At 69.2% G+C, this 26,764-nt stretch carries 26 protein-coding genes and 1 pseudogene; 14 read left to right on the top strand and 13 right to left on the bottom strand.

All coding sequences use genetic code 11. The features are described from left to right. Positions 1–5 precede the first annotated feature (5 nt). The 4 genes from mscL to AC2W7K_RS03280 all read right to left on the bottom strand — a co-directional run bounded on the left by mscL (position 6) and on the right by AC2W7K_RS03280 (position 2,520). A complete protein-coding gene (gene mscL, locus AC2W7K_RS03295) occupies positions 6–473 on the bottom strand; it encodes a large conductance mechanosensitive channel protein MscL (protein WP_137824384.1) in 468 nt (155 codons plus the stop codon). A gap of 181 nt (positions 474–654) precedes the next feature. Beyond that, complete coding sequence (locus tag AC2W7K_RS03290) at positions 655–1,284, bottom strand: SAF domain-containing protein (protein ID WP_486005743.1); 630 nt, start codon at positions 1,282–1,284, stop codon at positions 655–657. A 137-nt stretch (positions 1,285–1,421) separates the two neighbouring features. Then, on the bottom strand, positions 1,422–1,751 hold the full coding sequence (locus tag AC2W7K_RS03285) for an FmdB family zinc ribbon protein (protein WP_198499549.1): 330 nt from the start codon (positions 1,749–1,751) through the stop codon (positions 1,422–1,424). A 109-nt stretch (positions 1,752–1,860) separates the two neighbouring features. After that, entirely contained in the window at positions 1,861–2,520 is a 660-nt protein-coding gene (locus AC2W7K_RS03280) for a 5-formyltetrahydrofolate cyclo-ligase (RefSeq protein WP_232623682.1), read from the bottom strand. A gap of 46 nt (positions 2,521–2,566) precedes the next feature. On the opposite strand from AC2W7K_RS03280, the gene galU reads away from it, so the two are divergent. The 3 genes from galU to AC2W7K_RS03265 all read left to right on the top strand — a co-directional run bounded on the left by galU (position 2,567) and on the right by AC2W7K_RS03265 (position 6,138). Continuing rightward, the gene (gene galU / locus AC2W7K_RS03275; RefSeq protein ID WP_198499547.1) at positions 2,567–3,469 is read left to right on the top strand and encodes a UTP--glucose-1-phosphate uridylyltransferase GalU; all 903 of its coding nucleotides are present in this window, start codon (positions 2,567–2,569) and stop codon (positions 3,467–3,469) included. Positions 3,470–3,575: 106 nt separating this feature from the next. Continuing rightward, positions 3,576–4,217 (top strand): GNAT family N-acetyltransferase, encoded by a 642-nt coding sequence (locus AC2W7K_RS03270; RefSeq protein ID WP_198499546.1) that lies wholly within the window; start codon positions 3,576–3,578, stop codon positions 4,215–4,217. An 88-nt stretch (positions 4,218–4,305) separates the two neighbouring features. Further along, a complete protein-coding gene (locus tag AC2W7K_RS03265) occupies positions 4,306–6,138 on the top strand; it encodes an NfeD family protein (RefSeq protein ID WP_198499545.1) in 1,833 nt (610 codons plus the stop codon). A gap of 81 nt (positions 6,139–6,219) precedes the next feature. Here AC2W7K_RS03265 and AC2W7K_RS03260 read toward each other — a convergent pair whose 3' ends face one another. The 3 genes from AC2W7K_RS03260 to AC2W7K_RS03250 form a co-directional block, all read right to left on the bottom strand. Next, entirely contained in the window at positions 6,220–6,729 is a 510-nt protein-coding gene (locus tag AC2W7K_RS03260) for a putative immunity protein (protein WP_198499544.1), read from the bottom strand. 201 nt (positions 6,730–6,930) lie between these two features. Beyond that, positions 6,931–8,388, bottom strand: coding sequence for an NAD-dependent succinate-semialdehyde dehydrogenase (locus AC2W7K_RS03255; RefSeq protein ID WP_198499543.1), 1,458 nt, complete (start codon positions 8,386–8,388; stop codon positions 6,931–6,933). Positions 8,389–8,505: 117 nt separating this feature from the next. Further along, complete coding sequence (locus AC2W7K_RS03250) at positions 8,506–9,198, bottom strand: MerR family transcriptional regulator (protein WP_198499542.1); 693 nt, start codon at positions 9,196–9,198, stop codon at positions 8,506–8,508. Positions 9,199–9,388: 190 nt separating this feature from the next. On the opposite strand from AC2W7K_RS03250, the gene AC2W7K_RS03245 reads away from it, so the two are divergent. Then, complete coding sequence (locus tag AC2W7K_RS03245; protein ID WP_198499541.1) at positions 9,389–9,880, top strand: DUF2306 domain-containing protein; 492 nt, start codon at positions 9,389–9,391, stop codon at positions 9,878–9,880. A 105-nt stretch (positions 9,881–9,985) separates the two neighbouring features. Here the strand turns inward: AC2W7K_RS03245 and AC2W7K_RS03240 are convergent, their stop codons facing one another. After that, the gene (locus tag AC2W7K_RS03240; RefSeq protein ID WP_198499540.1) at positions 9,986–10,306 is read right to left on the bottom strand and encodes a GNAT family N-acetyltransferase; all 321 of its coding nucleotides are present in this window, start codon (positions 10,304–10,306) and stop codon (positions 9,986–9,988) included. A gap of 158 nt (positions 10,307–10,464) precedes the next feature. On the opposite strand from AC2W7K_RS03240, the gene AC2W7K_RS03235 reads away from it, so the two are divergent. Continuing rightward, positions 10,465–11,052, top strand: a complete 588-nt coding sequence (locus AC2W7K_RS03235; RefSeq protein ID WP_198499539.1) for a GNAT family N-acetyltransferase — start codon at positions 10,465–10,467, stop codon at positions 11,050–11,052. A 78-nt stretch (positions 11,053–11,130) separates the two neighbouring features. On the opposite strand, the gene AC2W7K_RS03230 is transcribed toward AC2W7K_RS03235, so the two are convergent. Together AC2W7K_RS03230 and AC2W7K_RS03225 are read right to left on the bottom strand one after the other, a co-directional pair. After that, positions 11,131–12,537: an SLC13 family permease gene (locus AC2W7K_RS03230; protein ID WP_198499538.1), complete on the bottom strand. Its 1,407-nt coding sequence runs from the start codon at positions 12,535–12,537 to the stop codon at positions 11,131–11,133. Between the two features lie 155 nt (positions 12,538–12,692). After that, complete coding sequence (locus AC2W7K_RS03225) at positions 12,693–13,736, bottom strand: YeiH family protein (protein ID WP_198499537.1); 1,044 nt, start codon at positions 13,734–13,736, stop codon at positions 12,693–12,695. An 87-nt stretch (positions 13,737–13,823) separates the two neighbouring features. Between AC2W7K_RS03225 and AC2W7K_RS03220 the strand changes: the two genes are divergently transcribed. The 6 genes and pseudogenes from AC2W7K_RS03220 (at position 13,824) to AC2W7K_RS03195 (ending at position 19,575) form a co-directional block, all read left to right on the top strand. Further along, on the top strand, positions 13,824–14,738 hold the full coding sequence (locus tag AC2W7K_RS03220; RefSeq protein ID WP_198499536.1) for a LysR family transcriptional regulator: 915 nt from the start codon (positions 13,824–13,826) through the stop codon (positions 14,736–14,738). Between the two features lie 174 nt (positions 14,739–14,912). Next, the gene (locus AC2W7K_RS03215) at positions 14,913–16,154 is read left to right on the top strand and encodes a trans-sulfuration enzyme family protein (protein ID WP_198499535.1); all 1,242 of its coding nucleotides are present in this window, start codon (positions 14,913–14,915) and stop codon (positions 16,152–16,154) included. A 136-nt stretch (positions 16,155–16,290) separates the two neighbouring features. Beyond that, positions 16,291–17,049 (top strand): enoyl-CoA hydratase-related protein, encoded by a 759-nt coding sequence (locus AC2W7K_RS03210; RefSeq protein ID WP_198499534.1) that lies wholly within the window; start codon positions 16,291–16,293, stop codon positions 17,047–17,049. 87 nt (positions 17,050–17,136) lie between these two features. Beyond that, positions 17,137–17,574 (top strand): annotated as a pseudogene (locus AC2W7K_RS03205) (AMP-binding protein); the annotation flags it as partial. Further along, positions 17,490–18,773, top strand: coding sequence for an AMP-binding protein (locus AC2W7K_RS03200; protein WP_486005752.1), 1,284 nt, complete (start codon positions 17,490–17,492; stop codon positions 18,771–18,773). The pseudogene AC2W7K_RS03205 and the gene AC2W7K_RS03200, both read left to right, overlap by 85 nt. Before the next feature lie 79 nt (positions 18,774–18,852). Beyond that, positions 18,853–19,575, top strand: a complete 723-nt coding sequence (locus AC2W7K_RS03195) for a YceI family protein (RefSeq protein WP_198499532.1) — start codon at positions 18,853–18,855, stop codon at positions 19,573–19,575. Between the two features lie 46 nt (positions 19,576–19,621). On the opposite strand, the gene chrA is transcribed toward AC2W7K_RS03195, so the two are convergent. After that, positions 19,622–20,932, bottom strand: a complete 1,311-nt coding sequence (chrA, locus tag AC2W7K_RS03190; protein ID WP_198499531.1) for a chromate efflux transporter — start codon at positions 20,930–20,932, stop codon at positions 19,622–19,624. A gap of 153 nt (positions 20,933–21,085) precedes the next feature. Beyond that, a complete protein-coding gene (locus tag AC2W7K_RS03185; protein ID WP_198499530.1) occupies positions 21,086–21,949 on the bottom strand; it encodes a hypothetical protein in 864 nt (287 codons plus the stop codon). 98 nt (positions 21,950–22,047) lie between these two features. Between AC2W7K_RS03185 and AC2W7K_RS03180 the strand changes: the two genes are divergently transcribed. Beyond that, entirely contained in the window at positions 22,048–23,022 is a 975-nt protein-coding gene (locus AC2W7K_RS03180) for a 3-hydroxyacyl-CoA dehydrogenase NAD-binding domain-containing protein (protein ID WP_211978838.1), read from the top strand. A gap of 50 nt (positions 23,023–23,072) precedes the next feature. Here AC2W7K_RS03180 and AC2W7K_RS03175 read toward each other — a convergent pair whose 3' ends face one another. Further along, the gene (locus AC2W7K_RS03175) at positions 23,073–23,426 is read right to left on the bottom strand and encodes a nuclear transport factor 2 family protein (RefSeq protein ID WP_137824361.1); all 354 of its coding nucleotides are present in this window, start codon (positions 23,424–23,426) and stop codon (positions 23,073–23,075) included. 236 nt (positions 23,427–23,662) lie between these two features. Here AC2W7K_RS03175 and AC2W7K_RS03170 point away from each other — a divergent pair, with 236 nt between their 5' ends. Both AC2W7K_RS03170 and AC2W7K_RS03165 read left to right on the top strand, forming a co-directional pair. After that, the gene (locus AC2W7K_RS03170; RefSeq protein WP_198499528.1) at positions 23,663–25,045 is read left to right on the top strand and encodes an NAD-dependent succinate-semialdehyde dehydrogenase; all 1,383 of its coding nucleotides are present in this window, start codon (positions 23,663–23,665) and stop codon (positions 25,043–25,045) included. 182 nt (positions 25,046–25,227) lie between these two features. Continuing rightward, positions 25,228–26,607 (top strand): short-chain fatty acid transporter, encoded by a 1,380-nt coding sequence (locus tag AC2W7K_RS03165; RefSeq protein WP_198499527.1) that lies wholly within the window; start codon positions 25,228–25,230, stop codon positions 26,605–26,607. The last annotated feature ends 157 nt before the right edge of the window (positions 26,608–26,764 follow it).

Raw genomic sequence — 26,764 nt, 5'->3', positions numbered from 1 at the left:
GGGAATCAGTGGCGCGGAGGCTCGTTCGGGTCGATGTATCCGCCGCCCTGGCCCTGGGCGCCACCGGCAGGTCCGGCGTTGGCCGCAGCCTGGTTGCGCAGCAGATCGCGGATGTCGCCGAGCAGGTCCTCAGCGGTCGGGGGCACCTCGGACTCGGGCACACCGCGCTTGCGCAGCTCATTGAGCTTGTTCATCGGGACGATGATGATGAAGTACACGATGGCGGCAACGATGAGGAAGTTGATCGCCGCAGTGATGACCGCACCGATGTCGATGGTCGTCTCCGGCACGTTCGGCTTGATGCGGAACGCGAGCGCTGGTCCCTCAGCGCCGCCGACCGCCGCAATGAGCGGGTTGATGATCTTGTCGGAGAACGCCGTGACGATCGCAGTGAAGGCGCTGCCGATGATAACGGCAGTTGCCAACTCGACGACATTCCCCTGGAGAATGAAGTCTCTGAAACCCTTAAGCATTAGCGGCACCCTTTCAGTGGTGTGAGCATTAATGCAACTCTAATCTTTCAATGACGGTTACGTAGTACACACCAGCAAGGAATCCCAACAGCGCAGACATGCGAACAAATCGCGACATCCCGGTGTCGGCGATGAATGTGACCGGTGCAACAAAGGCGTTCGCGGCCGGAAGAATCGCGATTCACTGAGGGAGGATTGCAAAGCTGATCGGCAGACCGGCGAATTCCGCTATCCGTCCGGCGTCGTCGGGCGACAGTATTACGGAGACAAGTTGGCCTGATTCCGCGGCGATGCCGTTCTCCTTCCGGATGAGGCGCGCGATCGTCACCTCCTCGACGACGACCTCCGATCCGCCCTCGGGGAGTGAGCTGAAGAGGCGGATGCGCTGCCCCGGTTGCAGCAGGCCCGCGGACTCATCATCGGCGAGGCGGATGGGCATGATGAGATCGGTGCTCCCCGCCGGCAGCGCCTGTTGGTCGAGCACCGCCGAGGCGGTGAGCGGGGACCCTTCGGACACGCCGGCCGAGGTCCGTTTGTCCACGGCCTTTTCGATCGAGGAGAACGCCTTGCTCGGGACGAAGTCGCGGGGATAGTCGACGAGAGTGAGATCGGCGGCGGTGAGCTGAGTCCCCGGAGCGAGGTCCGCGGCGGCCACGACGACCGGGGTGTCACCCTGTACCGGAGTGAGGAGCCAGGCGAGCAGTGCGCACGCACCGGCGATGCAGGCGGCCGCGAGGAGTCGTCGCGGCCGCACCCTTGTCCCGGCGGCCGGGGAGGGCAGTCGCCGCCTGATGCGTTCGATGAGCGTCATGGCGGCCACGTTGCGCCTGCGGCATCGGTGAGGTCAACAGACGACGACTCCCCTGTGGATGCGCGGTGGGCATCCACAGGGGAGTTGAACATGAGTGACGGTGGCGTCCCCAGGGGACTGCACGCGAGTGAGCGGGATCAGGAACTCGACGAGGAGCTCGCGCCGACCTTCTTCGCAGACGTCGAATCGGACGTCGAGGAACCTGCTGTCGACGACGCGGACGTCGAGGAGTCCGAGGAGCCGCCTGCCGAGGAATCCTTGTGCGAGGGGGAGAGCGAGCTCGAGGAGCTGTTGCGGGAGTCGGTGGCGTAGAAGCCCGAGCCCTTGAAGCTGATTCCCACGGTGCCGAAGACCTTCTTCAGCTGTCCCTGGCATTCGGGGCAGATCGTGAGCGAGTCATCGCTGAAGTCCTGGTGGATATCGAACTTGTGACCGCAGCTCTTGCATGCGTAGGAATAGACGGGCATTCGGAACCTTTCTTCGACGTAAGGATTATAGTCCACGGGGCCGAGCATCGGCGGAGTCGCGCCGCGGTGCGCACGGGCTGTCCACAGGTCAACACGTATAAGTGGGCGTTTATTTCTCCGCGGAGAGCCACTCCAGCCCCTCCTCGGTGAGGATCTCGCCGATGCGCAGATCCCACGGTTCGACGGTGAGCCCGGGCAGATCCGTCTCACCGGCGAAACAGACGCCGACGACCCGCGGGCCCCGTGCGGTACGGGGGCGCTGCCCGTGGTCGAGGGGCGCTTCCCCGAACGGTCCGAACGTCCGGTCGTAGAAACCGCCGCCGTTGCCGAGCCGGGCTCCGCCGGGACCGAATCCGAGGGCGGGGACGAGGATGAGGTCGGGGACCGCCTCGGCGAGGAGAGCGGTGGCGCTCCACTGGACGGCCGGTTCCCGGATCCCCCAGCGGCCCTGCGGCCGCAGCGTGCTCATCGCTGCGCTCACCTCACCGAACCGCAGAGCCTCACCGAGGCGGGTGACGACGGGCAGGACGACGCGCGCCCCGCGGCGCAGCAGGTCATCGAGCGCCGGATCGAGATCGGGTTCGCCGGGCAGGCCCGCATAGGCGACGACGGTGCGCCCGGTGAGGCCATCACCGGGCCACATCCGGTCGACCGCCTCGGTGAGGGCCGCTGCGATCGTCGGCTCATCCGGCCGGGACGACGCTGCTCGCTCGGCCCGGCGCGCCCGCACGAGCGCGCGCAGACGGGACTTCGATGTCTCAGGATCCACGCCCTTCAGCGTAACCGGTGGGTGAGGACTGGTTAAGATGAACGTCATGAGCGATCAATCCCACAGCACAGTTCGCAAGGCCGTCATCCCCGTCGCCGGCCTCGGAACTCGATTCCTCCCCGCCACCAAGGCCACCCCCAAGGAGATGCTGCCCGTCGTCGACAAGCCGGCGATCCAGTACGTCGTCGAAGAAGCCGTGTCCGCCGGCCTCGAGGACGTCCTCATGATCACCGGACGCAACAAGCGTCCCCTCGAGGACCACTTCGACCGGGTCGACGGACTCGAAGCCGCACTGGCGAAGAAGGGCGACGACAAGAAGCTCGCCGCCGTCCGCCACTCCTCGGAGCTCGCCGACATCCACTACGTGCGCCAGGGCGACCCCAAGGGGCTCGGCCACGCCGTACTCAAGGGACGCCAGCACGTCGGCGACGAGCCGTTCGCCGTCCTCCTCGGCGACGATCTCATCGACGAGCGCAGCCCGATCCTTCCGAAGATGATCGACGTCGCCGAATCGACCGGCGGCAGCGTCGTCGCCCTCATGGAGGTCCCGCCGGAGCTCATCCACCTCTACGGCTGCGCCGCCGTCGAACAGACCGATGACGACGAGGTCGTCAAGATCACCGGCCTCGTCGAGAAGCCCGCCCGGGAGGAGGCGCCGTCGAACCTCGCGATCATCGGCCGCTACGTCCTCGCGCCGGAGATCTTCGACGTCCTCGAGACGACGGAGCCCGGCCGCGGCAACGAGATCCAGCTCACCGACGCCCTGCAGACCCTGGCCGGGGACCCTGCGAGCAACGGCGTCTACGGCGTCGTCTTCAGCGGCGACCGCTACGACACCGGTGACAAGCTCGACTACCTCAAGGCCGTTGTGCAGATCGCGTGCTCGCGCGACGACCTCGGCGACGACCTCAAGGGCTGGCTCAAAGAGTACGTGGCGGACCTCGACTGAGCACCGATGCGACAGCGTGCCGCGCCACCGGCCGGCCTCCCGGTGACCCTGCAGGTCCCTGTGACCGCAGAGGCCGCGGTGAGTCCGGCGGCTCCCGGAGGCCCCGGTGATCGGTGACGGCCCGCTGTGGCCGATCGAGCTGCGCGACACCACGACCGCGGTGACGCTGCGACCCCTGCGTCGCAGCGACGAGTCCGCGTGGCGTGAGGTCCGCGCCTTCAATCGCGACTGGCTGCGCCCCTGGGATGCGACGCTGCCGGTGCCCGGCCAGGAGACCCCGAGATTCCGGTCGATGGTCCGGATGTATGACAAGCAGGCCAAGCGTGGTCAGACCGTCCCCTTCGCCATCGAGGTCGCCGGTGAGTTCCGCGGGCAGCTCACCGTCTCCGGGATCACGTGGGGATCGATCCTCAGCGGGCAGATCGGCTACTGGATCGACTCCCGCGTCGCCGGTCGCGGCATCACCCCGCTCGCGGTGGCGATGGCCACCGATCACTGCCTGTTCTCCCTCGGCCTCCATCGCATCGAGATCAACATCCGCCCGGAGAACGCGGCGAGCCTGCGCGTCGTCGAGAAGCTCGGCTTCCGTGATGAGGGCCTGCGGCGCAACTACATGCACATCGACGGGCGGTGGAGCGATCACCGGACGTTCGCGCTCACCGTCGAAGACGTCCCCCACGGCATCCTCGCAACCTTCCGACACGGCACCGGCGGAGGCCGCGGCGGACCCGGTGTGAGCAGGGCCTGAACCGAATCGTGTGAACTTCCTGGCGGATTGACCGACACACCACTCTCGTTCACGACGTTGTCCAATCGTGACCTCTAGGGTTTGCAGTGTGGACACCAGCATCATCGTCGTCATCGCCATCGCCGTGGTCTTCGTCGTCGTCGTGCCCGCACTGATCCGCCGCTCGGCCACCGAGATCTCCCGCGTCGACCTCGACCGTGTCCCCGATGATGCCCGAGTGGTCCCTGCCGAGTCCCAGAATCCCTGCCGTGACCAGGTGGAACGCGTCACCGTCTTCCGCACCGAGGCGGCCCGGCCATCCGTGCCGCGCGTCGGTCACACCCCCGCCGGCACGGTTCCCAGCCTGCGGCTGTCCGCGCAGACCCCGGAACTCGCCGTCATCGACGGAGAGGGTGAGTCCCGCGCCGAGGCGGTCGCCCCTCACGAGCAGAGCGCGGAGCCCCGACAGCTGCCCGTCGCCGTCGGCGAATCCGCGTCGACGTTCGTCGCCGCCGGACACAGTCCCGCGCACGACGCCGACATCCGTCCGCTTCACCCCGCGGTGCGCGCCGTCTTCAGCCAGGCCGCGTCGGGACCGACGAACTCGGTGAGCGGTGGCACGGGCCGCCTCGGCGAGACGCCCCGAGGTCCGCAGACACCGACTTCCGCGGGCCGAACCCAGCTGCCTCGCCCCCGCGGGGGAGGGGCCGACCGTCCCGCGACGACCGCGGCGCGCGCACAGACGCCCGCGCCCGGTCCTGCGACACCCGAACCGACCGCCCGAGACACAGAGGACCCTGCGATGACTGAGAGTGCTGCCCGACTGCGCGAATCCCTGCGGTCGACCGGAACGATGGTCCGCGGGTTCGCGCTCGTCTTCCTCGCCACCGTGCTCGGCATTCTCGTCACCGGTGTCCTCGCGCTCGTCTCCGTCGTCCACCCGGCTCTCATCGGAGTGTTCGCCGGCCTCGCGGTCGTCTCGCTCTTCATCGTGCGGACCCTCAATCTGCGCAAGCGCGACATCAAGCGCCAGCTCCGCAGCCTCGGCACGACATCGGCTCACGGTGGCGAGTCCATTGCGGTCGCGGAAGCCCCCGCCCAGGCGGTCTCGGATTCTGCCGAGTCCGCGCCGACTGCGCAGTCGAAGACGCGGACCACGGCATCGCGGTCGGCCGCGGCCGCCCAGCGCACCGTCGCGAAGTCGGCCGCAGCAGCCAAGCCTGTCACGGCAGCCAAGCCTGCTGCGGCGGCTGCGGCGTCGAATGCGGAACCGGCCGCTGCCGCGAAGGCCGCTCGTGCCCGCACCGTCATGCAGCGCAGCGCCACGGCGAAGTACGCCCGCGAGGAAGCCGTCACCGGGGAGATCCCGATCGTGCACATCCGCAGCGAGGCCGCCGAGGGGCACACGACCCGCCAGATCCTCCTCACCGGACCGATCCCCGTCATCGACGAGGCCACCTCTGCTCCCGCCGAGGAAGAGGAGGCGAAGGCGAGTCCCGCGTCGACCGGATCCGCTGCCGAGTCCGATGCGGTGACCGTGACCGGGGTGGCCGATGACCTCGCCGAGGCGGCTCCCGAACCGGCACGTGCGCCGCAGGCGAAGGAGGCGGCTCCGGCGGTCACCGACCCGTTCCAGCAGCGCCTCATGGCCCGCGGCGGTTGGTCGCCGACGCCGCTGCCCGTGCCGAGCTATGTCGATGCCCCCGAGGCCGAACACGCCGTGCCGGCGGCGAAGGCCGCCGACGCGAGTTCGTACGAGACCGAGGCCCGCAGTCGCGAGGACATCGCCGCGCAGTTCGCCGAAGAGCTCGGCTACCGCAACGAGCTCAGCGACTCCGCACGGGATGACAGCCCGCTCGAGCACGGTCGCAAGGCGATCCGGGCCACGAAGGCCCCGGCGCTCGACGCCGTCAACGACGTGCTCGCCCGACGCCGCGCCTGAGCCGAGAACCCTGCAACGAGTCGGCTGACTGACCGGCCCGACGCACGAACAGCCCCACCGATCGCTGGGGCTGTTCGCGTCTCAGTCGGAGAAGACGCCCCAGCAGAGAGCGTTGCGGCGCTCCTGGTCCTCGAGGACGAGATCGCGGACGGCGACCGGCAGTCGGCTGCGCTGCCATTCCCGCTCCTTGCTGCCGGCGGCCGGATCATTCGGGGCTGCCGCGGCGACGGCCTTGATCGCATAGGCTGCCGCGCCGAGATCGTGCTCGGCGACGTGTCCCACGCAGGCGGCCTGGCCGGCGGCGTAGGCGGCGAATCGGGGTGCGCCGGTGAGCGGGCGGGCCGCACCCATCGCATGACCGCCGAGGGCGCGTGCCGTCATCATCGGCATCTCTCCGCTTGCCCATGCCCGTGCGGCGGCGATCGCGTCGCGCGGACGCCGATCATCGGCGACGGCCGCCTCGAAGAGCGGGAGGGCGTGCTCAGCGCAGTCGGCCGCCCAGAGGGCGAGGAGGCGGTGGTCGTCGTCGGTGAGGGTGCCGCCGCGACGAACCGTGATGAGCCGCGGGTCGCGGTCCGGGGAGAGGATCATCGTGCTGGGCCCGTTCTGCCGGTGGCGGTGGTGAGCGCCGATCCGCTCCTCGTCTGACCGCCGGGCTTGCTCGCAGTGCTCACGGTCACCGAGTCTAGGGCGACCCCAGCCGAAATCACAGAGGCGGCCGACACGGGAAGTGTCGGCCGCCTCGGTGACGGTCCTTCGCACCGTCACGGGACCCCGGACGGTGCGACGTACTCAGGAGCGCGGAGTGGCGACGTACTTGAGCTCGAGGTACTCGTCGATGCCGACGCGGCCGCCCTCGCGACCGAGACCCGACATCTTCACGCCGCCGAACGGTGCGGCCGGGTTCGAGACGAGACCGGTGTTGAGGCCGATCATGCCGACCTCGAGCTTCTCGGCCATGCTCAGGGCACGGTTGATGTTCTCGCTGAACAGGTAGCCGGCGAGACCGTACTCGGTCTCATTGGCCAGCGCGACGGCCTGCTCGTCGGTGTCGAACGTGACGATCGGGGCGACGGGTCCGAAGATCTCGGTCGTGCGGATCTCCGCGTTCTCCGGAACGTTCGTGATGACGGTCGGATCGAAGAAGAAGCCGGGGCCGTCGATCTTCGCACCGCCGGAGATGACCGTGGCACCGTTCGACACGGCGTCGTCGACGAGGGCGGCGACCTTGTCCAGGGATTCCTGATCGACAAGAGGGCCCACCTCGGTGCCGTCCTCGAGGCCGTTGCCGACCTTCATCGACCCGATGCGCTCGGCGAGCTTCGTCGAGAACTCATCGGCGATCGAGGAGTGGACGAAGAGGCGGTTGGCGGCCGTGCAGGCCTCGCCGCCGTTGCGCATCTTCGCGAGCACCGCACCTTCGACGGCCTTGTCGAGATCGGCGTCCTCGAGGACGACGAACGGGGCGTTGCCGCCGAGCTCCATCGAGGACTTCATGACATTGTCGGCGGCCTGCTTGAGCAGACCGATGCCGACCTCGGTCGACCCGGTGAAGGTGACCTTGCGGGCGATGCCGGACTCCATCCACGGGGTGACGACGCGACGCGCCGACTCCGAGGTGACGACGTTGAGGACGCCGTCGGGCAGACCGGCTTCCTTGAGGACGTCGACGAGCATGAGCGAGGTCAGCGGGGTGAGCTTCGCGGGCTTGAAGACCATCGTGCAGCCGGCGGCGATCGCCGGACCGATCTTGCGCGTGCCCATGGCCAGCGGGAAGTTCCACGGCGTGATGAGCACGCACGGTCCGACCGGCTCACGCGAGATCATCAGGCGGTTCTTGCCGTCGGTCGAGAGCGTGAAGTCACCCGAGATGCGCACGGCCTCCTCGGAGAACCAGCGGAAGAACTCCGCGCCGTAGGCGACTTCGCCCTTCGACTCGGCGAACGGCTTGCCCATCTCGGCGGTCATGACGGCGGCGATGTCGTCGGAGCGCTCGATGAGGAGTTCGAAGGCGCGGCGCAGGATCTCAGCGCGCTCGCGCGGGGCGGTGGCCGCCCAATCGGCCTGGGCGTCGCCGGCTGCCTTGATGGCCGCCTCGGCGTCAGCGGCCGACCCGTCGGCCACGGTGGTGATGACGTCACCGGTCGCGGGATTGATGACGTCGATGGTCTTTCCGTCCTCGGCATCACGCCACTGTCCGTTGATGAACAGTCCGGTGTTGAGCTTGTCGATGATCGGCGTGATGTCCACGACTGATCCTCCCTTGGTTGTTGTCTCGAGACTTCCGGGCACGGGAGCGCCCGATGCCTCGTTCAGTGTACGGGTCGCCCACCGTGGAATCGATGCGGATTTCGCAGAGTGAGAGCGTCAGCCGCCCTGCCTCCGCGCCTGTGCGGACATCGCCGCATGGACGAGTCCGCTCATCGAGACGAGCAGGCGATTGTGGAGGGTGATGCCGCGGATGACCGCCAGGGCGATCTCGTCGCGGGTCAGGTCGTCGCTGATCGGCAGCGTATTGGTCCGGGCGATCTCCTCGAGCGCCCGCGCGTGGAGGAGCACGGTGTCGGCATCGACGGTGTATCCGGCGGCGGCGAGGTCGGCCAGCGCCGCGGCGACGGCGGTGCGCGCCGTCGGGGAGACGTCCGGCCAGTCGAGCGCGGCAAGAGCGCTGCGGACTGCGGCGTCGCCGTCGTCAGCGTCTCCCCGAGGCGGCTGCTCGGAGCTCGATCGAGTATCGGAGACGGGTGGGTCGGCGGCTTCGGTTCCGACGGTGTCCGGGACGCCGGGGTGGCTGGCCGTGCGCTGGCAGAGCCCCATGAGTTCGAGGTTGCTCACCGTCTCATCGTCGATCGCCGAGGTCAGCTCGGTGATCACTGCCAGCGGGAGGTCGAGTTCGCGTCGCAGCCACGTGATCAGGGCGAGTCGGTGGACGTGGGCCTCGGTGTAGGTCGCCGTCGTCGCGTTGCGCTTCTGTCCGGGAGTGAGCACGCCGAGGCGGAGGTAGTACTTGATGCTCGCCGGCGACACCTCGGTGCGTCGGGCGAGTTCGCTCAGCTTCATCGAGCTCCTTCGATATCCGCGGCCGGAACTTCCCGCGCCGTCACACCTGAGCCGTCGTGCCCGAGTGGAGGGCCCGGGCCGTCGAGCCCCGGACGACCAATGCCCCCGGACAGCCGCCGCCCTCGGATAGCTGAGAGCCCCGGCACTATCCACGTTGCCACACTTTGGATAGCGGCACTATCTTAAGTCCATGGACACGCTGCTCATCGCCATCCATGCCATTGCCGCCACGGGTGTCGTCCTGCTCGCACCGGTGCAGGTGCTGCGCCGCCCGAAGGACCAGCGCCACAAGGCCATCGGCCGCTCGTGGGTCGTCCTCATGTACTTCGTGTGCGTGAGCGGGATGTTCATCTACTCGATCACCGGCGGGTTCACGTTCTTCCACGCCCTCGCGATCTTCACGTTCCTCACCACGACCCTCGGCGTCATCATGATCCGCCGCGGCCATGTCCGCACCCACGCGTTCAACATGATCGGCTCGTGGCTGGGCGCGGTGACGGCAGGGCTGTTCGCCGTCATCATCCCCACCCGGGAGATCCCCCGGCTCGTCGTCGCCGAGCCCGTGGTGTTCTGGACGATCCTCATCGGGGTCATCGTCGCCGCCACCCTCTGGGTCGCCTATGTGCTGCGCTTCGTCCCGGTGTGTCGCCCCGCCGAGGCGGTCGCGTCACCGGTTGCCTGAGCGCGCGACGGCGCGCCCCCAGGATGTGCGGGCCGCTGAGATCCGCGGCGCCCCGCACCTCGGGACACCGCGGAGTCAGGTCGCCTCGACGAGAGCTGAACGAGCTTACGCGAGCGAAGCGTCGAACTCGTGGTTCTTCTCGAGGAAGCGCATGACGTACGAGCACGTCGTGCGGAACCGCAGGTCCGCCTCGGTGGTGGATTCGAGGGCGAACCGCACGAGCTTCGCGGCGATGCCCCGCCCGCCGTACGCGGGGTCGACGATCGTGTGGGTGAAGGTCCGCACGGTGGGCACCCCCGCCTCGGTGGCATCGGTGTCGACGTAGTCTGCGGTGCCGATGACCGTGCCGTCATGGGTGACGGTGAAGCGGGACTGGTCGGGGTCGTGGGCGATGGTGTAGGTCTCGCCGTCGATGTCGACGTCCATGGCTGCTCCTGCTCTCTGCGGTGGCTCTCTCAGCGCGTGGGCCGCGGTGAGGGGAGGGCGCTGTGTCCTCAACCCGAGCCTACCGACTAACCTGGGAAGCGCAGTCGACACCCCGGCGATGCTCCCCGCTCGCCGCCGCAGCAAGGAGCAGTCCCCACATGACCTCGCAGACCCCGGCCACCCTCATCGATGGCTACGAGCTCATCCTCAGCGAATCGGGATTCACCGTCGGATTCCTCGGCGAGGCCGACATCGACGACTACGTCGCGCTCGTCGCCTCCGCCTACCGTGGGGAGGCCTCGAAACAGGGGTGGACGACCGAAGCCGATCTCCTCAGCGGCCAGCGCCTCGACGCCGCGATGGCCAGGGAGATGCTCGCCGAGGCGGATTCGACGATGCTCCTCGTGCGCGCCCGCGACGGTCAGGCCGTCGGCAGCGTCTACCTGCGGCAGCCCGTCGACGGCGTCGCCTACCTCGGCGTGCTCGCGGTGTCCCCGCTCGGCCAGGGGCAGGGCGTCGGATCCGCGCTCATCAACCTCGCCGAGGCGTGGGTGGCCGAGCGCTGGGGTGCGACCGCGCTGCAGATGAGCGTCATCAACAAGCGCTGCGAACTCATCGCCTACTACGAGCGCCGCGGCTACGTCCGCACCGGTGAGACCGAGCCCTTCCCCTACGGCGACGAGCGCTTCGGGGTGCCCAAGGTCGACGATCTCGAATTCGTCGTCCTCGTCAAACAGCTGGGCTAGGTGCTCCGCCGAGCTCCCTGCCTGCAGCGCACACTGACACGGCTGACCGTCAGCCGGTCAGAACTCAACGTCAGCCGGTCAGAACATCATCGCGGGCACGACGAGACCGCCGACGAGGACGATGGGCCCGATGATGACCATCGACATGCCGAACTTGACGAGGATCGCCGTCAGCCGCTGCTTCTGATCACCCGGCGCCGTCGCGACGACCGTGGCCCCGAGGGTCGAGAACGGTGAGACGTCGACGACCGCCGAGCAGATGCCGAGCGCGGCGATGAGCGCCCAGCCCGGCACCCCGCCGGCCTCGATGAGCGGCAGGGCGAGGGGGACGAGGGCGGCGAGGATGCCCGTCGTCGACGCGAACGCCGAGACGAGACCGCCGACGACGCAGAGGACGAACGCGGCGATGAGCGGGGAGCCGATCGCCTCGGCGCCCTCACCGAGGAGGTCGACGGCGCCCATCGTCTGGAGCACCCCGACGAAGGTGATGATGCCGCCGACGAGGAGCACCGTCGACCAGTCGATCTTCGGGATCGCCGCCTTGCCGGTGGCCGGATCGACGAGTGCGAGGATCGCCCCGAAGAGGAAGCACAGCAGCCCGATGTCCGGCTCCTGACCGAGGGCTGCGAGGACGACGACGGTGCCGATGAGGGCGACCATGAGCACGACCGTGAGGATCTGCACGCCCGTGAACGGCTCCGAGGTCGTGGAGCCCGCCGAGGCGGTCGAGGAGTCGAAGAGCGCTTCGTCCTCGTCGTCCTCCCCGAAGGCGACCTTCGTCGCCGAGGCCCCACCGCGGGAGATCCGCGCGGCAGTGCCGGTCGCCTGTGCCGAGGCGGTGCCCGAGTCGGTCTCGACAGTGCCGGCTCCAGCGGCCGCGGACTTCCGGGAGAAGAGGGAACGGCCGAACATGAAGTAGGCGACGGTGAGCATGAGCAGGTAGACGACGACGGCGATGAGGAAGAGGAGGAACGGGTTGAGCCCGATGCCCGCGCCTTCGGCGGTGCTGTAGGTGACGATGCCGTAGAGGCTCGTCGGGGCGAATCCGCCGGCGCCGATCGCGAAGCAGATCGCCAGGCCCATGAGCGCGTAGTCGACGTGGTACTTGCGGGCCACCTGCATGCCCACCGGCATCATGACGAGTCCGGCCAGGGGCGCGCCCATCGACGCGATGCCGGCGGTGATGACGAAGAAGACGACGGGCAGGAGCACCGCCGAGGACCCCACCTTCTCCAGCGCCCAGTCGATGATCTTGTCGACGGTGCCGTTCTCCTGGGCGATCGCGAAGAAGTACGTCACCCCGGCGAGGAGGACCATGATCGAGAGCGGGAACTCGGCGATGATGTCCTCGACGGTCATGTCCGTGAGCAGCAGTCCGGTGCCGGCGGCGCCGACGAGCATGAGCACGCCGATGTGGACGCCGCGGATCGCTCCGACGGCGAAGAGTGCGATGAAGATGCCTAGTGCGATGAGCTGAGCAAGCATGTCGTCCTCGAGGTAGCTGAGCAGTCTCTGTGGGCAATCGGGTGATCTGCTGTGAGACTACCAGCCGGTACGGACGCAGGGATGGAGCGCCGAGGCGGATCGCGCGAACTTCCCGACTATCGGCACAGCGGGTCGGGAAGTCAGGCGGCCTCGACTCAGGTCAGGAGGAGCGCACCGCCGAGGGCGACGAGGGCGACGACGACCGTCGTGATCGTGGCCAGGGCGATCGGGCCGCCGCCGAGGCTCTTGAGCGCGCGCCACTGCACACCGCGGCCGAGGGCGAACATCGCCATCGACAGACACACCGTCTGCAGCCACCCCAGGCCGGTGACGGCGACCTCGGGGAGGAGTCCGAAGGTGCGCAGCGCGGCCATCGCGAGGAACCCGAGGACGAAGAGGGGAACGATCGGCGGGCGCTTGCCGGCCGGTGCGGGAACGACAGTGTCCTCCGCGTCCCCGGGGCCCGCCTCGGCGGTCGAGGCCCTCACCTTCGCCTCCGACCGGCGCATCGCGAGCTCGAGGACCGCGACGGTCGGGGCGAGCATGATGACGCGGGCGAGCTTGACGAGCACGGCCACCTCGAGGGCGGCCGGGCCGATGATCCCGCCGATCGCGACGACCTGGGCGACCTCATGGGTCGAGGCGCCCGCCCACATGCCCGCGGTCACCGCGGGCAGGCCGAGGGCGCCGCTGGCTAGGGGGATCGCGGCGATCATCACGGTGCCGAAGAGGACGACGAGGCCGATCGCGGCGGCGACGTCCTCCTTCTTCGCCTTCATCGTCGATTCGATGCCGGCGACGGCCGCGGCCCCGCAGATGCCGAAGCCGCAGCCGATGAGGAGCGCGAGATCGCCGTCGACGCGGGTGGCGCGGGCCAGCCCGACGCTCGTGACGATGCCGACGGCGACGACGACGGCGGCGAGGACGAGGACGGGCCAGCCCAGATCGAGGATGTCGCCGAAGACGACCTGTGCGCCGAGGGCGACGATGCCCAGGCGCAACAGGGGCTTGGCGGCGAAGTCGAGTCCCGGCTTGAGGGAGTCGGGGAGATTCGGGGCGACGTTGCCGAGGATGACACCGAGGATGATCGCGACGAGCAGCGGGGAGATGACGGGGGCGAGGGTCGAGATCGGCCACGCGATCGCGGCGGCTGCCGCGGCGAGGCCGAGACCGGGGAGGAGTCGGCGGACTGTGTTCATGGACTCCAGTCTTCCCCGCGGCCGGGAGGTCCGGTAGACGGTGATTTCGCGTCGACCCATATCGAATTGATATGCCATGATGGCGGTATGCGCGATGTGTCGGATATGCAGCGGTGGCCGGAGCTGCGGGCCCTCGGGCTGCTCGTCGCCTTAAGCGGGGGCGCGCAGTCGATCGGTCAGGCCGCCGAGGCGGTCGGCATCGCCCAGCCCAACGCCTCCCGCAGCCTCACCGGCCTCGAGCGCGAACTCGGAGTCCCCCTCCTCACGCGCTCGCCGCGCGGCACCGAACTCACCGCCGAAGGCCAGGCCGTGGCCGAGTGGGCCGCGCAGGTCATCGACGCCTACAGTGCCCTCAACGCCGGCACCCGCGCCATCCAGGAGGCGCGGGCGGGGAACGTGCGCATCTGCGCGTCCCTGACCGTCGCCGAATACCTCCTGCCGGGCTATCTCGCGACCTTCACCTCGGCGCACCCGGGCATCGACGTCGGCCTCGGGGTCGAGAACTCCGCGGCCGTCGTCGCCGAGGTCCGCGCGCAGCGCTGCGACATCGGCCTCGTCGAATCCGTGTCCCTGCCGCCGGGGTTCCCCGCCGCCGTCATCGGCCACGACCGCCTGATGATCGCCGCCGCCCCGTCCTATGGGCAGACGTGGACGGAGCCGATCACCGCCGAGGCGCTCGCCGGGATCCCTCTCCTCGTCCGTGAGGTCGGGTCGGGAACGCGGGAGGTCATCGACACCGCGCTCGCCGAGTTCGGCGGGGCGACGATCGCCGGGGAGTACCGGTCGAACTCGGCGCTGCGGGTCGCCGCGGCCACGGGCGTGGCGCCCGTCGTCCTCTCCGACCTCGCCCTGCGCGACGACTTCCGGGCGATGCGACTGGCTCCGCTGCCGGTCGCCGACGATGTCGACCTCGACCGGGCCCTCCATGCGCTGTGGTCGCCGAAGCGCAGGCTGTCGCAGGGGGCGCGGGCGCTTCTCGACCATATGATCGCCGCACAGTAGTCGGTCGCGGCACAGTAGGCAGTCGCGCAGGGCAGACCGTGCCGCAGACGACTGAGCCGTGCCGGACCGGCCGCGGTGGACTGAGCCGCGGCGGACCGGCTCGCACAGGCTTGGGCTGACCGCGCGGGCGAGACGTCACAGCGGCGCGGCCTCCGCTCTGCCTATATTGAGGCCATGACGACTCGTGACCCCGCACGCCCGACCCCTGCCTTCGCGCCTGAGACCGTCCTCGTCGAGGCGGCCCGACCGCCGCGCGCGACCGGCGCCTCGGTCAACCCGCCGATCGAACTGTCCTCGACATTCATCGGCACCACCGAGGTGAATGACTCCGCGTACGCCTACGGACGGTTCGCGACGCCCGCCTGGACGCCGTTCGAGGCCGCGCTCGGCGAACTCGAACACGCGGCGCTGCCGGCACTCGTCTTCGGATCGGGGCTCGCCGCGATCGCCGCGGTGCTCGCCCTCGTGCCCCGCGGCGGCACCCTCGTTATGCCCACGCACGCCTACCAGGGATCGCTCCAATCGGCACAGGAGCTCTCCGCGCGCGCCGGATTCTCCGTCGTCAGCGTCGATATCGCCGACACCGACGCCGTCATCGCCGCTCTCGACGACATTGTCACGGACGATGCCGCCGCCAGGGACAGCTCCGGTGACGTGACCGCGGGCCCCGGCATCGCCTCGGCGCTGCTGTGGATCGAATCCCCGACGAACCCGATGCTCGAGGTCGCCGACATGCTCGCCCTCATCGCCGCCGCACGTGAGCGCGACATCCGCGTCGCCGTCGACAACACCTTCGCCACGCCACTGCTCCAGACGCCGCTCGACCTCGGCGCCGACCTCGTCGTCCACTCGGTGACGAAGTACCTCGCCGGGCACTCCGACGTCGTCCTCGGAGCCGTGATCACCGGCGATCCGGCGCTGAGGGAGCTGCTGCTGACCGAGCGGTCGATGCGCGGGGCGATCGCCGGGCCCTTCGAGGTGTGGCTGGCATTGCGCGGGATGCGCACGCTGTCGGTCCGGCTCGAGCGCGCGCAGGACAATGCCCAGATCCTCTCCGAGCGCCTGAGCCGCCGTGCCGGTGTCGCCGAGGTCCGCTACCCGGGACTGCCCGCCGACCCCGGTCACGCACGGGCGAGCGCACAGATGGCCGGGTTCGGCGCGATCGTCGCCTTCACCGTCGACACAGCGGAGCAGGCCACCGCGATCGCCGAGGCGGTCCGGCTGTGGACGCCGGCGACCTCGCTCGGCGGGGTCGAGTCCCTCATCGAACGCCGGCGCCGCCATGCCTCGGAGCCGACCTCGGTGCCCGAAGGCCTGCTGCGCCTGAGCGTCGGCATCGAACACGTCGACGACCTCTGGGCCGACCTCGACGCCGCGATCACCGCGGCCACGGGGGAGACCGGAGACGGCGTGTGAGCGGCGACCCTCGTGTGAGGTGACCCGCCCGTGACTCGAGAATTCCTCCTCGCGTTGCAGAAGTGTGACCCACGACAACTTAACGTGCGTTAAGCTTGGCGCAGGGAAACCCATCTCCGTCAGCGAAGGAGCCGTCTTGAGCTCAAGTGTCCTCGTCGATCACCGTGACGGTGTCGCGACCATCGCGATCAACCGCCCCGACACCCTCAACGCGCTCAATGCCGAAGCGTTCCGCCGCCTCGGGGAGGCCATCGCCGAGGCGGCGGCCGATGCCCGCGTCATCATCCTCACCGGCAGTGACCGATCCTTCAGCTCGGGTGCTGACCTCCAGAGCGGCAACGACGACGTCACCCTCGATCTCGACGAGGCCAACGCGATCATCCGCGCGCTCATCGATGTGCCCGTTCCCACCATCGCCGCGGTGTCTGGGCCGGCCGCCGGGATCGGCTGCTCGCTGGCGCTGGCCTGCGACTACGTCGTGATGAGCGAGGACTCCTACCTCATGCTCGCCTTCGCGAAGATCGGCCTCATGCCCGACGGCGGGGCCACCGCCCTCGTCGCCGCCTCGGCGGGTCGCCACCGCGCGATGAAGATGGCGCTGACGGCCGAGAAGGTGTGGGCACCGGAGGCCCTCAACTGGGGACTGGCGAGCGAGGTCGTGCCCGCCGGGGAGCAGCTCACCCGCGCCCGTGCACTCGGCACCGCCTGGGCCCAGGGCGCACCGCTGGCCTTCTCCCGCTCGAAGTCGGCGATCAACGAAGCGAGCCTGACCTCCCTCGACGACGCCTTCAGCCGGGAATCGGCCGATCAGACCTACCTGCGCGGCACCCGCGACTTCGCCGAGGGGGTGTCGGCCTTCATCGAGAAACGCGTCCCCCGCTTCGTCGGCCGGTGACGCCGACTCGCCGCGGCACCCGCCCCCGCCTCGGCGAGCTCACCCGCACCACAAGCCCCACCACGAGTGAACGAACAAAGGAGTCTCATGCTCACTGGCATCCCGTCGACCCTCGGCGACAGCTACCAGCTCAACACCACGTCGATGATCAGGCACGCGGCCACGGTCTTCGGCGAACAGGAGGTCGTCTACCGCAACTCGGACGGATCGTGGGGACGATCGAACTACGCCGACGAGTTCAAGCGGATGGCGCAGCTCGCCCACGGCCTCACCGAACTCGGCGTCGGTGCCGGTTCGATGGTCGGCGTCCTCGACTGGAACTCCCGCCGCCACTTCGAGCTCTACTTCGCCGTCCCCGGACTCGCGGCCACGATGCTCCAGCTCAACCTCCGGCTCGCCCCCGAGGACCTCGCCTACGTCGTCAGCCACTCGAAGTCCGACTGGATCTTCGTCGACGAATCCCTCCTGCCCGTCGCCGAGGCGCTCGCCCCGAAGCTCGACGTCAAGGGCTGGGTGGTCATGACGACAAGCCTGCCGATGAGATCGAGACGACGCTGGAGAACGTCGTCTTCTACGAGGACCTCATCAAGGACAAGCCCGACACCTACGACTGGCCAGTCGTCGATGAGAAGACCGCCGCCTACGCCGGCTACACGACCGGCACCACGGGCAGGCCCAAGGGCGTCTACTACTCGCACCGGTCGATCTACCTCCACACGATGGGCGGCCTCGCGGCGCTGGGCGCTTCGTTCGACGACACGATCATGCCGATCACCCCGATGTTCCACGTTCTGTCCTGGGGATTCCCGCAGAACGCCGTCGCCGCCGGGGCCAAACTCGTCCTGCCCGGCAAGTTCGCCGCCGAGGAGTTCGGGGCGATCGCCAAGGCGTTCATCGCCGAGAAGGTCACGCTCGCCAACGGCGCACCGGCGATCTTCGCGCCGATGCTCGCGATGATGAAGGACATGCCGCAGCCGCCTGATCTCAGCGGTGTGCGCCTCGTCTCCGGCTCCTCCGAGCCGCCGCTGTCGATGATGCGCGGGTTCAAGGAGATCACCGGGGCCGATGTCATCCACGGCTACGGGGCGACGGAGACGACGCCGCTGGCGACGACGAACTGGCACATCAAACCCGGACTCGACATGGACGAGGAGGAGCGCTGGGACTTCAAGCGCTACCAGGGTCTGCCGGTCATCGGCGTCGAGGTCAAGGTCGTCGACCCCACCGGTGAGGAGCTGCCCCGCGACGGCAAGTCGATGGGCGAGGTCCTCATGCGCGGCCCGTGGATCACCGAGTCCTACTTCCAGCTGCCGGACAACTCCGAGCGCTTCCTCGACGGCTGGTGGCGCTCGGGCGACGTCGGGGTCATCTTCCCCAACGGCTACCTCAAGCTCACCGACCGTCTCAAGGACGTCATCAAGTCCGGCGGCGAGTGGATCTCCTCGATCGACATGGAGAACGCGATCCTCGACAGCCCGAGCGTCAAGGAGGCCGCCGTCATCGGCGTCCCGGACGAGAAATGGCAGGAGCGGCCCGTCGCCTACGTCGTCGCCGAGGACGGCGCCGAGGTGACCCGGGAGACGATCGTCGAGGTCCTCGGCGACAGGTTCGCGAAGTGGCAGCTGCCCGACGAGATCATCGTCACCGACGAACTGCCGCGCACCTCGGTGGGCAAGCTCGACAAGAAGCTCCTGCGCAAGACCTGGGAGGACGCCGAGGCCTGATCCGCTCCCAGGGACTGTCCAGTCCCTCTCCAGGTGAAGGGCCTGGTCGAGCTGTAGTTGAAGTTTGTACGGTGACAGTATGACGAACTCAACTGCAGCTCGCCGGCCCTTCTACTCCCGTCCGCTCGTGTGGATCATCGCTCTCATCGCCATCGCTGTGCTCGTCGCGGGCGCGCTGGTCGGCACGAAGCTCTACACCTCATCACAGAACACCGCGGCTCCCACGGAGTTCGCCAACGAGGACATCGCCTCAGGCTCAGGAGGCGCCGACGGTGCGGCAGGGAGCATCGCCGGGCAGTGGACGATCGGGGAGGGATCGGAGGCCGGATACCGGGTCGACGAGGTCCTCAACGGCGAGGACGTCACCGTCGTCGGTCGCACTCCCGACGTCACGGGCGACATCACGATCGACGGCAGCGAGCTCACGGCCGGGACGGTGAGCGTCGATCTGCGGACCGTGACGACCGACAGCTCCCGGCGCGACAACTACTTCTCCGGGCAGGCCATCGATACGAATGCGAACCCGGAGGCGACGTTCACCGCGACCGGACCGGTCGATCTCACAGCGCTGAGCGACTCCGGCAGCGCCGAGATCGACATCCCGGGCACCCTCGAGATCAACGGGCAGACCCAGGAGGCGACGGCGCAGACGACGGCGACCCGCGCCGACACCGGCCTCTCCGTCGTCGGTGCGATCGACGTGACCTGGCAGGACTACGGAGTGGAACCGCCGAACCTCGGCTTCGTCTCCGTCGAGGATGCCGGCGTCGTCGAATTCTCCCTCGCGCTCACCCAGGGCTGAGGCCCGAATCCCGCCCCCGATCCCAGCCGATCGGGGGCGAGTGCGCTCAGAGCGCGATCGCGCCGATCGCCGCGGCGATGAGGACGACGGCCCAGGCCGGCAGGTTCCAGCGGGTCAGGGCGATGAACGCGGCGAGTGCGATCGCCAGCGTCGCCGGGCTGGTGATGCCCTCGACGAACACCGGGTCGAAGAGTGCGGCGCCGAGGAGGCCGACGACGGCGGCGTTGACCCCGAGCAGGGCGCGGCGGGCGTGGACCGAGCCGTGGAGGCTCTGCCAGAACGGCAGGGCCCCGACGGTGAGCAGCCCGGCGGGGAGGAAGATCGCGAGCAGCGCGATCGTCGCACCGAGGAGGCCCGTCGGCTCCGTCGTCATCGACGCTCCGAGGAAGGCCGCGAAGGTGAAGAGCGGTCCGGGCACCGCCTGCGCCGCACCGTAGCCGGCGAGGAAGGTCTCACTGTCGACGAGGCCGGCCCGCACCGTCTCCGCATCGAGCAGCGGCAGGACGACATGGCCTCCGCCGAAGACGAGCGAACCGGCGCGGTAGAAGATGTCGGTCAGCCGCAGCGTCGGATCACCGGTGAGCGCCGTCGCGATCGGCAGGAGGACGAGGAGGGCCGCGAAGACGAGGAGAGCGGCGGCTCCGACCCTCTTCGACACGGAGACCCGGAACCCCGTCGGCGCGCTCGCCTCCGACTCCGCTGACCGGCCCGACTCGGTCCCGTCCGAGGACTCTGTCTCCTCCGCGGAGGCCGACGTCTCCTCCGCGGCCGCGGCGGCCGCCTCGGCGCGGATTGTCGCCTCCTCCGGTCGCAGCCAGGTGAGGCCGAGACCGGCTCCGACGATGATCGCGAGCACCTGCACGATGGGGAAGGGGATGAGGAGGACGATGACCGCGGCGAGGCCGGCGATCGTCGCGCGTTTGGCATCCGGGGCCAGCGACTTCCCCATCCCGAGGACGGCGCCGGCGACGATGGCGACGGCAGCGGCCTTGACGCCGTCGAGCCATCCAGTGCCGAGCGCGTCCCCGAACGCGTCGAATCCGTAGGCGAAGGCGACGAGCACGATCGCCGAGGGCATGGTGAACGCGAACCACGCCGCGAGCAGGCCGCCGAACCCGGCGCGCTGCAGACCGATGGCCATGCCGACCTGCGATGATGCCGGCCCGGGAAGAAACTGGCAGAGCGCGACGACATCGGCGTAGGCGGAGTCGGTCAGCCACCGGCGGCGGACGACGAAGGTCTCGCGGAAGTAGCCGAGGTGCGCGACGGGGCCGCCGAAGGAGGTGAGACCGAGGCGCAGGAAGACGCGGAAGACCTCGCCCACCGTGCCCGGGTGCCGCGTGACCGTTGTGCTCATCCGCTCTCCTCGTTCATCGACTCGCGCACCGACCGCCGTGTGCGGGCCGCGCCCGCGGCCCAGTCAACGGCGTGAACATGACGGACAGGTGAACTCGGCCCCGAGAGCGTCGAGACCCGGGAGCGTCGTGCCGCGGACGAGACCGCCCCCGGCTCACGGATGGTGGAGGAGGTATGTGCCGCCCTTGAGGCACGTGTCGAGGACCCAGCCGTCGGCGACGAGGGCGGTGAGCGACTCGCGCAGGGCCAAGCGCCACCTTGTCGCGAGTTCGGGGTCGTGGCGGCGGAGGTTCTCGATGTCGGAGGGGAAGTCGAGGGAGACGACGGCGGCCTCCCGCGGCACCTCGGCGACGAGCGGGGCACCCGACTCGTCGGCGCGCAGGCACGCGAACGCGGCGTCGGCGGAGACCGCGGGCACCCGGGCCGGCCGGTCGAGCGGCCACGACACCATCATCCGGTCGCTGGCCTGACCGGCGTTGACGCCGTCGCGCATCTGCCCGTAGAAGTCCTCGAGGTATTCGACCATGCTCACGCCGAGGCGCTGGAAGTTGAAGTACGCGTTGCGGGCGATGAGCGGATCGAACGTCCACGTCATCTCCGTGATCCCCAGCCGCAGACACCACAGCCGCTGGTGGAGCTTCATCGCCGATCCCGCGCCGTGCCCGATGTGCTCGTGCCGAACCCCGGCGATGTGGGAGTGCATGACGGTGCCGAGCGGCTGGCCGAAGAATCCGATCGTCACCCCGATCATCTCCGCAGGGTCGTCACGGCTGTACGCCGCCGAGACGTAGTTGCCGGCATGGGCGAAGGCGACGATGAGCCCGGGTTCGAGGACGTTCGTGCCGGTCTGGTCGACGTTCCACACCTCGTCGAGGAGCAGTGAGGCCTCGGCCGCCTCGGCGGCGGTGTGGAGTTCCCGGACCTCGACGTTCGCCATCTCGGCGGCGGCCGCGAACTCGTCCTCGGCCACAGCCAGGGTCTCGGAGTCGACGGGTCTGAGTCCGGGGTGCGCTGCCATGGTGTCATTGTGCCACTGAACGCCCCGGTGAGAGCCGTCACGGGCGAAGATTTTCGTCGCTCTCAAGGGCCCCTGCCGTGCCGGTATAGCCTGGGTGCATGTCGTTCACAGTCGCCGTCATCGGGGCCGGCACCATCGGCCGCTCCTTCGCCCGTCTCTTCGCCGGTTCGGGATACGACGTCGCCGTCGTCGATCCCCGGGACGACCTCGCCGAGGTAGTCGCAGGCATCCGTGCCGACGTTCGCACCGATGCCGCCGCCCGTGCCGCAGCCGTGGAGGAGCGCGACCCCGACCTCGTCGGCTCGGACCTCGACGAGACGGCCGCGCGGGCACGGACCGGCACCGTCGACCTCGCGGACTCGCTCGAGGAGGCGGTCGCCTCGGCGGGATTCGTCCAGGAGTCCGGCCCCGAGGACCCGGACGAGAAGCCCCGGCTCTTCGCCCGGATCGCCGCGGCGGCACCGGCTGGGGCGGTGCTCGCGACCTCGTCGTCGACGATCCCCGCCTCCCACCTCGTCGGTGCCCTGCCCGCCGAGGCGGCCGCCCGGGTCATCGTCGGCCACCCGTTCAACCCGCCGCACCTCATGCCGCTCGTCGAAGTCGTCCCCTCCCCGGTCACGAGCTCCGAGACGCTCACCCGCGCCGTCGAGTTCTACCGCAGCTGCGGACGCGAACCCGTCGTCCTCGCCCGCGAGGTCCGCGGATTCGTCGGCAATCGCCTGCAGAACGCGCTGCTCAAGGAGGCGATCGCGCTCGTCGAGAACGGGGTCGTCACCGCCGCCGACCTCGATGCGGTGATGCGGAACTCACTGGGCCTGCGGTGGGCGGCCGTCGGCCAGTTCGAGGGCATGCACCACGGCGGGGGAGAGGCCGGGATCCGCGGGTTCATGCACCACATCGGCCCGGCGTTCGCCGCGATCGACGACCTGCCGCTCGACCTCGGCGATGAGGCGATGGAGACGGTGTTCGCGCAGGTCGAGGACGCCTATGGGGCGACGCCGAGTCCGGCCGCGGCTGCCGAGCGCGACCGGATCCAGCGCGCCGTGCTCAGAGCGCGCGGGCAGGCGCAGTAGCGCGCGGGCACGCGCAGCAGTGCGGGGTCACGCCCAGCCCTGAGACCAGCTCAGACGGCGCCGACGTAGAAGTACGAGGTGCGGGTGCTGATGAGGCCCTCGGCGTCGAAGCGGAAGAAGTCGGCGAAGCCCACCGTCGTCTCCGAGCCGTCCTTGAGACGACCGGCGAAGGTGCCGCGGCTGGCGGCGGCCTCACCGTCGACGAGGATCTCGGCGAGTTCGTGGGCACCGGATTCGATGACGCGCTCGCCGAGGTAGAAGTCCGTGATCTGCTGCCCGACCATCGTCGGGTAGCCGGGACGGTCGTAGGTGGCGTCGGCGGCGAAGAGCGCGGCGGTGGCCACGGGATCCCCGGCGTCGACGGTCGTGTAGTAGCGCTTGACGAGATCTGTGACTGAGGTCATAGCGCCAACTTAGCAGTCGCCGCCGGTGCCCGGGGGTCGAGGCATCGATCCCCGGGCATCCGCGGGCGAGCGAGGCGAGCATGCCGGCACGAGCAAGCATCCAGGGAATTCGGTGGGAAGGGGAATTGCCGCGGACCCGGATCGGCCATAGCGTGGGACGTACACGCGGTGACCACCTCGGCGAGGGCCTGCGGTCACCGACGATTCCCGGCATCGAAGCAGAGAAGAGGTCCATCATGTCCACCCTGTATCGCGTCACCAACCCCGCCACCGGCGACGTCGTCGAGGAGTTCCCGACGGCCACGGACGCGGAGATCATGGCCGCCATCGACCGGTCGGCGACGACGTTCACCGAGTGGAGCCAGACCCCGGTCGCCGAACGCGCGGCCCTGCTCACGCGGGTCGCGGAGATCTACGCCGCACGCGCCGAAGAGCTCGCCGAGGTCATCAGGCTCGAGATGGGCAAGTCCGTGCCCGAGGGCAAGGGCGAGGTCGCGCTGAGCTCGGCGATCTACCGCTACTTCGCCGACAACGCCGAGGCGTTCCTCGCCGATGAGCCGCTGCGCGGTCCCGAGGACGGCACCGCATGGATCCGCCGCAAGCCCGTCGGCTCGCTGCTCGGCATCATGCCGTGGAACTTCCCGTACTACCAGGTCGCCCGCTTCGCCGCCCCGAACCTCGCGCTCGGCAACACGATCCTGCTCAAGCATGCCCCGCAGTGCCCGCGGTCGGCGGCGATCATGGAGGAGATCTTCACCGAGGCGGGTCTGCCCGAGGGCGCGTACATCAACATCTACGCGAGCAACGAGCAGGTCGCCGACCTCATCCTCCCCGACCCCCGCAACCAGGGCGTGTCCCTGACCGGATCCGAACGTGCCGGAGCCGCCGTCGCCGCGGAGGCGGGCAAGAACCTCAAGAAGGTCGTCCTCGAACTGGGCGGCTCCGACCCGTACATCCTCCTCGACACCGAGGATGTCGCGAAGAGCGCGAAGACGTTCTTCAACACCCGGATGGGCAACACCGGCCAGGCCTGCAACTCGCCCAAGCGGATGATCGTCATGGACGACGTCTACGACGAGTTCCTCGAATCGATCACCGCCGCCGCGAAGAAGGCCACCCCCGAGGTTCCCGGGGAGGAGGGCTCGCGCCTGTCTCCGCTGTCCTCGGTCGCCGCCGCCGACCGCTTCGTCGAACAGGTGCAGGACACCGTGAGCCAGGGCGCGACCCTGCTCGCCGGCGGGAAGAAGTACGAGGGCGGAGGCGCCTACGTCGAACCCGTCGTCCTCGCCGACGTCGAGAAGGGCATGCGCGGCTACTACGAGGAGCTCTTCGGCCCCGCCGTCATCGTCTACAAGGTGAGCAGTGAGGACGAGGCCGTCGAACTCGCCAACGACACCCCCTTCGGCCTCGGGGCCGCCGTGTTCTCCGGCGACGTCGAGCGCGCCGAGCGCGTCGGCGCGCAGATCGACTCGGGCATGGTCTTCATCAATGCGCCCGAGGGCTCACGCGAGTACCTGCCCTTCGGCGGCGTCAAGCGCTCCGGCGTCGGGCGTGAGCTCGGCCCGCTGGCGATGGACGAGTTCGTCAACAAGCAGCTCGTGTTCAAGAGCGACAAGTGAGGGCCGAGGACTCAGCACGGCGGGAGGGCGTGAGCGCTCGCCGCCGCTGAGTCCGACCCGGCGCAGAAGGCGTCGTCCGCATCCGCGGACGGCGCCTTCGCCGTGTGCGGGTCCCCGCAGGCGGTGACGGCGCTCACTGTATCCTGAAGTGATACACAGCACTTTCCCAGCAGGAGGTCCTCATGTCGGCACCGACGCCGTCTGCCCACAAGAACGTCGCGGCCTCGAAAGGGGTGATGCGACCGATCAACCGGGTCCTCGAGCAGTGGATCCCCTCGGCCCTGACCTTCGCGATCGTGCTCACCCTCATCGTCGCCGTCCTCGCCTTCATCCTCACCGGGGCGAGCCCGGTCGAGGTCGTCACGAGTTGGGGCGTCGGCCTCTCCGGGCTGCTCGAGTTCATGACGCAGATGTGCCTCATCCTGCTCCTCGGCCACATCCTCGCCAACACCGGCCCCGTCCAGGCGCTGCTCTCCCGGCTCGCACAGGTGCCGGGATCCCCGGCATTCGCCTACGTCTTCGTCTTCCTCGTCGCCGCCGTCGCGAGCCTCATCACGTGGGGACTCGGCCTCGTCGTCGGTGCACTCCTGGCCAGGGAGGTCGCCGTCCAGGCGCGCCGGCGCGGCATCAAGGTCCATTTCCCGCTCCTCGTCGCCGCCGGCTACTCCGGAATGGTCGTCTGGCACATGGGCTATTCGGGGTCGGGTCCGCTGACCGCCGCAACCCCGGACTCGTTCCTCGCCGACTCCCTCGGCGGTGAGATCGTGCCCGTGAGCGAGACGATCTTCTCGACGTGGAATCTGCTCGCCATCCTCGGCGTCATCGTCGTGTGCAGCGTCCTCTTCTACCTCATCGCCCCGAAGCAGGGCGCCACGGTCTACGAGATGCCCGAATCGATGTCCTCGGGGGAGCGCGGCCCCCTCGTCGAGGAGATCGTCACACCCGCTGACCGCATCGACGCCTCCCGCATCCTCACCCTCGTCATCGGCTTCGCCCTCGTCGCCTACCTCATCATCCACTTCGCCCAGGGCGGGGGACTGACCCTCGACATCGTCAACTGGTCCTTCCTCGCCCTCATCTTCCTCCTCGTGCGGAACCCGTTCGAACTCATCGCCCTGACCAAGGACGCGGCATCGAACGTCGGGGAGATCCTCCTCCAATTCCCGCTCTACGCCGGCATCCTCGGCATCATGTCCGGCACCGGACTCATCGCAGTGTTCTCCGATGCGTTCGTCTCGATCGCCAACCCCGTCTCCTTCGGCGTCCTCGCGCTGCTCTCGGCGGGCCTCGTCAACTTCTTCGTCCCCTCCGGCGGCGGCCAGTTCGCCGTGCAGGGTCCGATCATGCTCGACGCGGCCAACCAGCTCGGCGTCGACCCGTCGATCGCGATCATGGCGGTGTCCTACGGCGACCAGTGGACGAACATGCTCCAGCCGTTCTGGGCGCTGCCGGTGCTCGCGATCGCGGGCCTGAAGATGCGCGACATCCTCGGCTACACGTTCATCACGTTCCTCGGCTCGGGAGTCGTCATGGCGACGGTCCTCCTCCTCGTCTCACTCTGAGGAGATCCGTCCAGGCGGTGGCCCGAGCGTCCGCTCGGGCTGCGCCTGGGCTGGTCAGCGGACCACAGGCCCTCGGCGGGACCCGCGGAGTGTGGCCCGCGTCTCATTTTGCCAAGAATTCAGGGGTGCGCTACCGAAAATTCGGATATGGTAGCCT

It is taken from the genome of Brevibacterium sp. LAARM2_SD2 (assembly GCF_057364785.1).
This window is presented reverse-complemented; position numbering and strand designations above follow the sequence as displayed.

Excerpts from the sequence above, each read along its gene's own strand:
- galU (WP_198499547.1), top strand. The coding sequence starts at position 2,567 with ATGAGCGATCAATCCCACAGCACAGTTCGCAAGGCCGTCATCCCCGTC.
- AC2W7K_RS03175 (WP_137824361.1), bottom strand. The coding sequence starts at position 23,426 with ATGACCTCAGTCACAGATCTCGTCAAGCGCTACTACACGACCGTCGAC.
- AC2W7K_RS03240 (WP_198499540.1), bottom strand. The coding sequence starts at position 10,306 with ATGGACGTCGACATCGACGGCGAGACCTACACCATCGCCCACGACCCC.
- AC2W7K_RS03165 (WP_198499527.1), top strand. The coding sequence starts at position 25,228 with ATGTCGGCACCGACGCCGTCTGCCCACAAGAACGTCGCGGCCTCGAAA.
- AC2W7K_RS03215 (WP_198499535.1), top strand. The coding sequence starts at position 14,913 with ATGACGACTCGTGACCCCGCACGCCCGACCCCTGCCTTCGCGCCTGAG.
- AC2W7K_RS03220 (WP_198499536.1), top strand. The coding sequence starts at position 13,824 with ATGCGCGATGTGTCGGATATGCAGCGGTGGCCGGAGCTGCGGGCCCTC.
- mscL (WP_137824384.1), bottom strand. The coding sequence starts at position 473 with ATGCTTAAGGGTTTCAGAGACTTCATTCTCCAGGGGAATGTCGTCGAG.
- AC2W7K_RS03260 (WP_198499544.1), bottom strand. The coding sequence starts at position 6,729 with ATGATCCTCTCCCCGGACCGCGACCCGCGGCTCATCACGGTTCGTCGC.
- AC2W7K_RS03170 (WP_198499528.1), top strand. The coding sequence starts at position 23,663 with ATGTCCACCCTGTATCGCGTCACCAACCCCGCCACCGGCGACGTCGTC.
- AC2W7K_RS03185 (WP_198499530.1), bottom strand. The coding sequence starts at position 21,949 with ATGGCAGCGCACCCCGGACTCAGACCCGTCGACTCCGAGACCCTGGCT.
- AC2W7K_RS03285 (WP_198499549.1), bottom strand. The coding sequence starts at position 1,751 with ATGCCCGTCTATTCCTACGCATGCAAGAGCTGCGGTCACAAGTTCGAT.
- AC2W7K_RS03195 (WP_198499532.1), top strand. The coding sequence starts at position 18,853 with ATGACGAACTCAACTGCAGCTCGCCGGCCCTTCTACTCCCGTCCGCTC.
- AC2W7K_RS03180 (WP_211978838.1), top strand. The coding sequence starts at position 22,048 with ATGTCGTTCACAGTCGCCGTCATCGGGGCCGGCACCATCGGCCGCTCC.
- chrA (WP_198499531.1), bottom strand. The coding sequence starts at position 20,932 with ATGAGCACAACGGTCACGCGGCACCCGGGCACGGTGGGCGAGGTCTTC.
- AC2W7K_RS03235 (WP_198499539.1), top strand. The coding sequence starts at position 10,465 with ATGACCTCGCAGACCCCGGCCACCCTCATCGATGGCTACGAGCTCATC.
- AC2W7K_RS03230 (WP_198499538.1), bottom strand. The coding sequence starts at position 12,537 with ATGCTTGCTCAGCTCATCGCACTAGGCATCTTCATCGCACTCTTCGCC.
- AC2W7K_RS03290 (WP_486005743.1), bottom strand. The coding sequence starts at position 1,284 with ATGACGCTCATCGAACGCATCAGGCGGCGACTGCCCTCCCCGGCCGCC.
- AC2W7K_RS03225 (WP_198499537.1), bottom strand. The coding sequence starts at position 13,736 with ATGAACACAGTCCGCCGACTCCTCCCCGGTCTCGGCCTCGCCGCGGCA.
- AC2W7K_RS03250 (WP_198499542.1), bottom strand. The coding sequence starts at position 9,198 with ATGAAGCTGAGCGAACTCGCCCGACGCACCGAGGTGTCGCCGGCGAGC.
- AC2W7K_RS03245 (WP_198499541.1), top strand. The coding sequence starts at position 9,389 with ATGGACACGCTGCTCATCGCCATCCATGCCATTGCCGCCACGGGTGTC.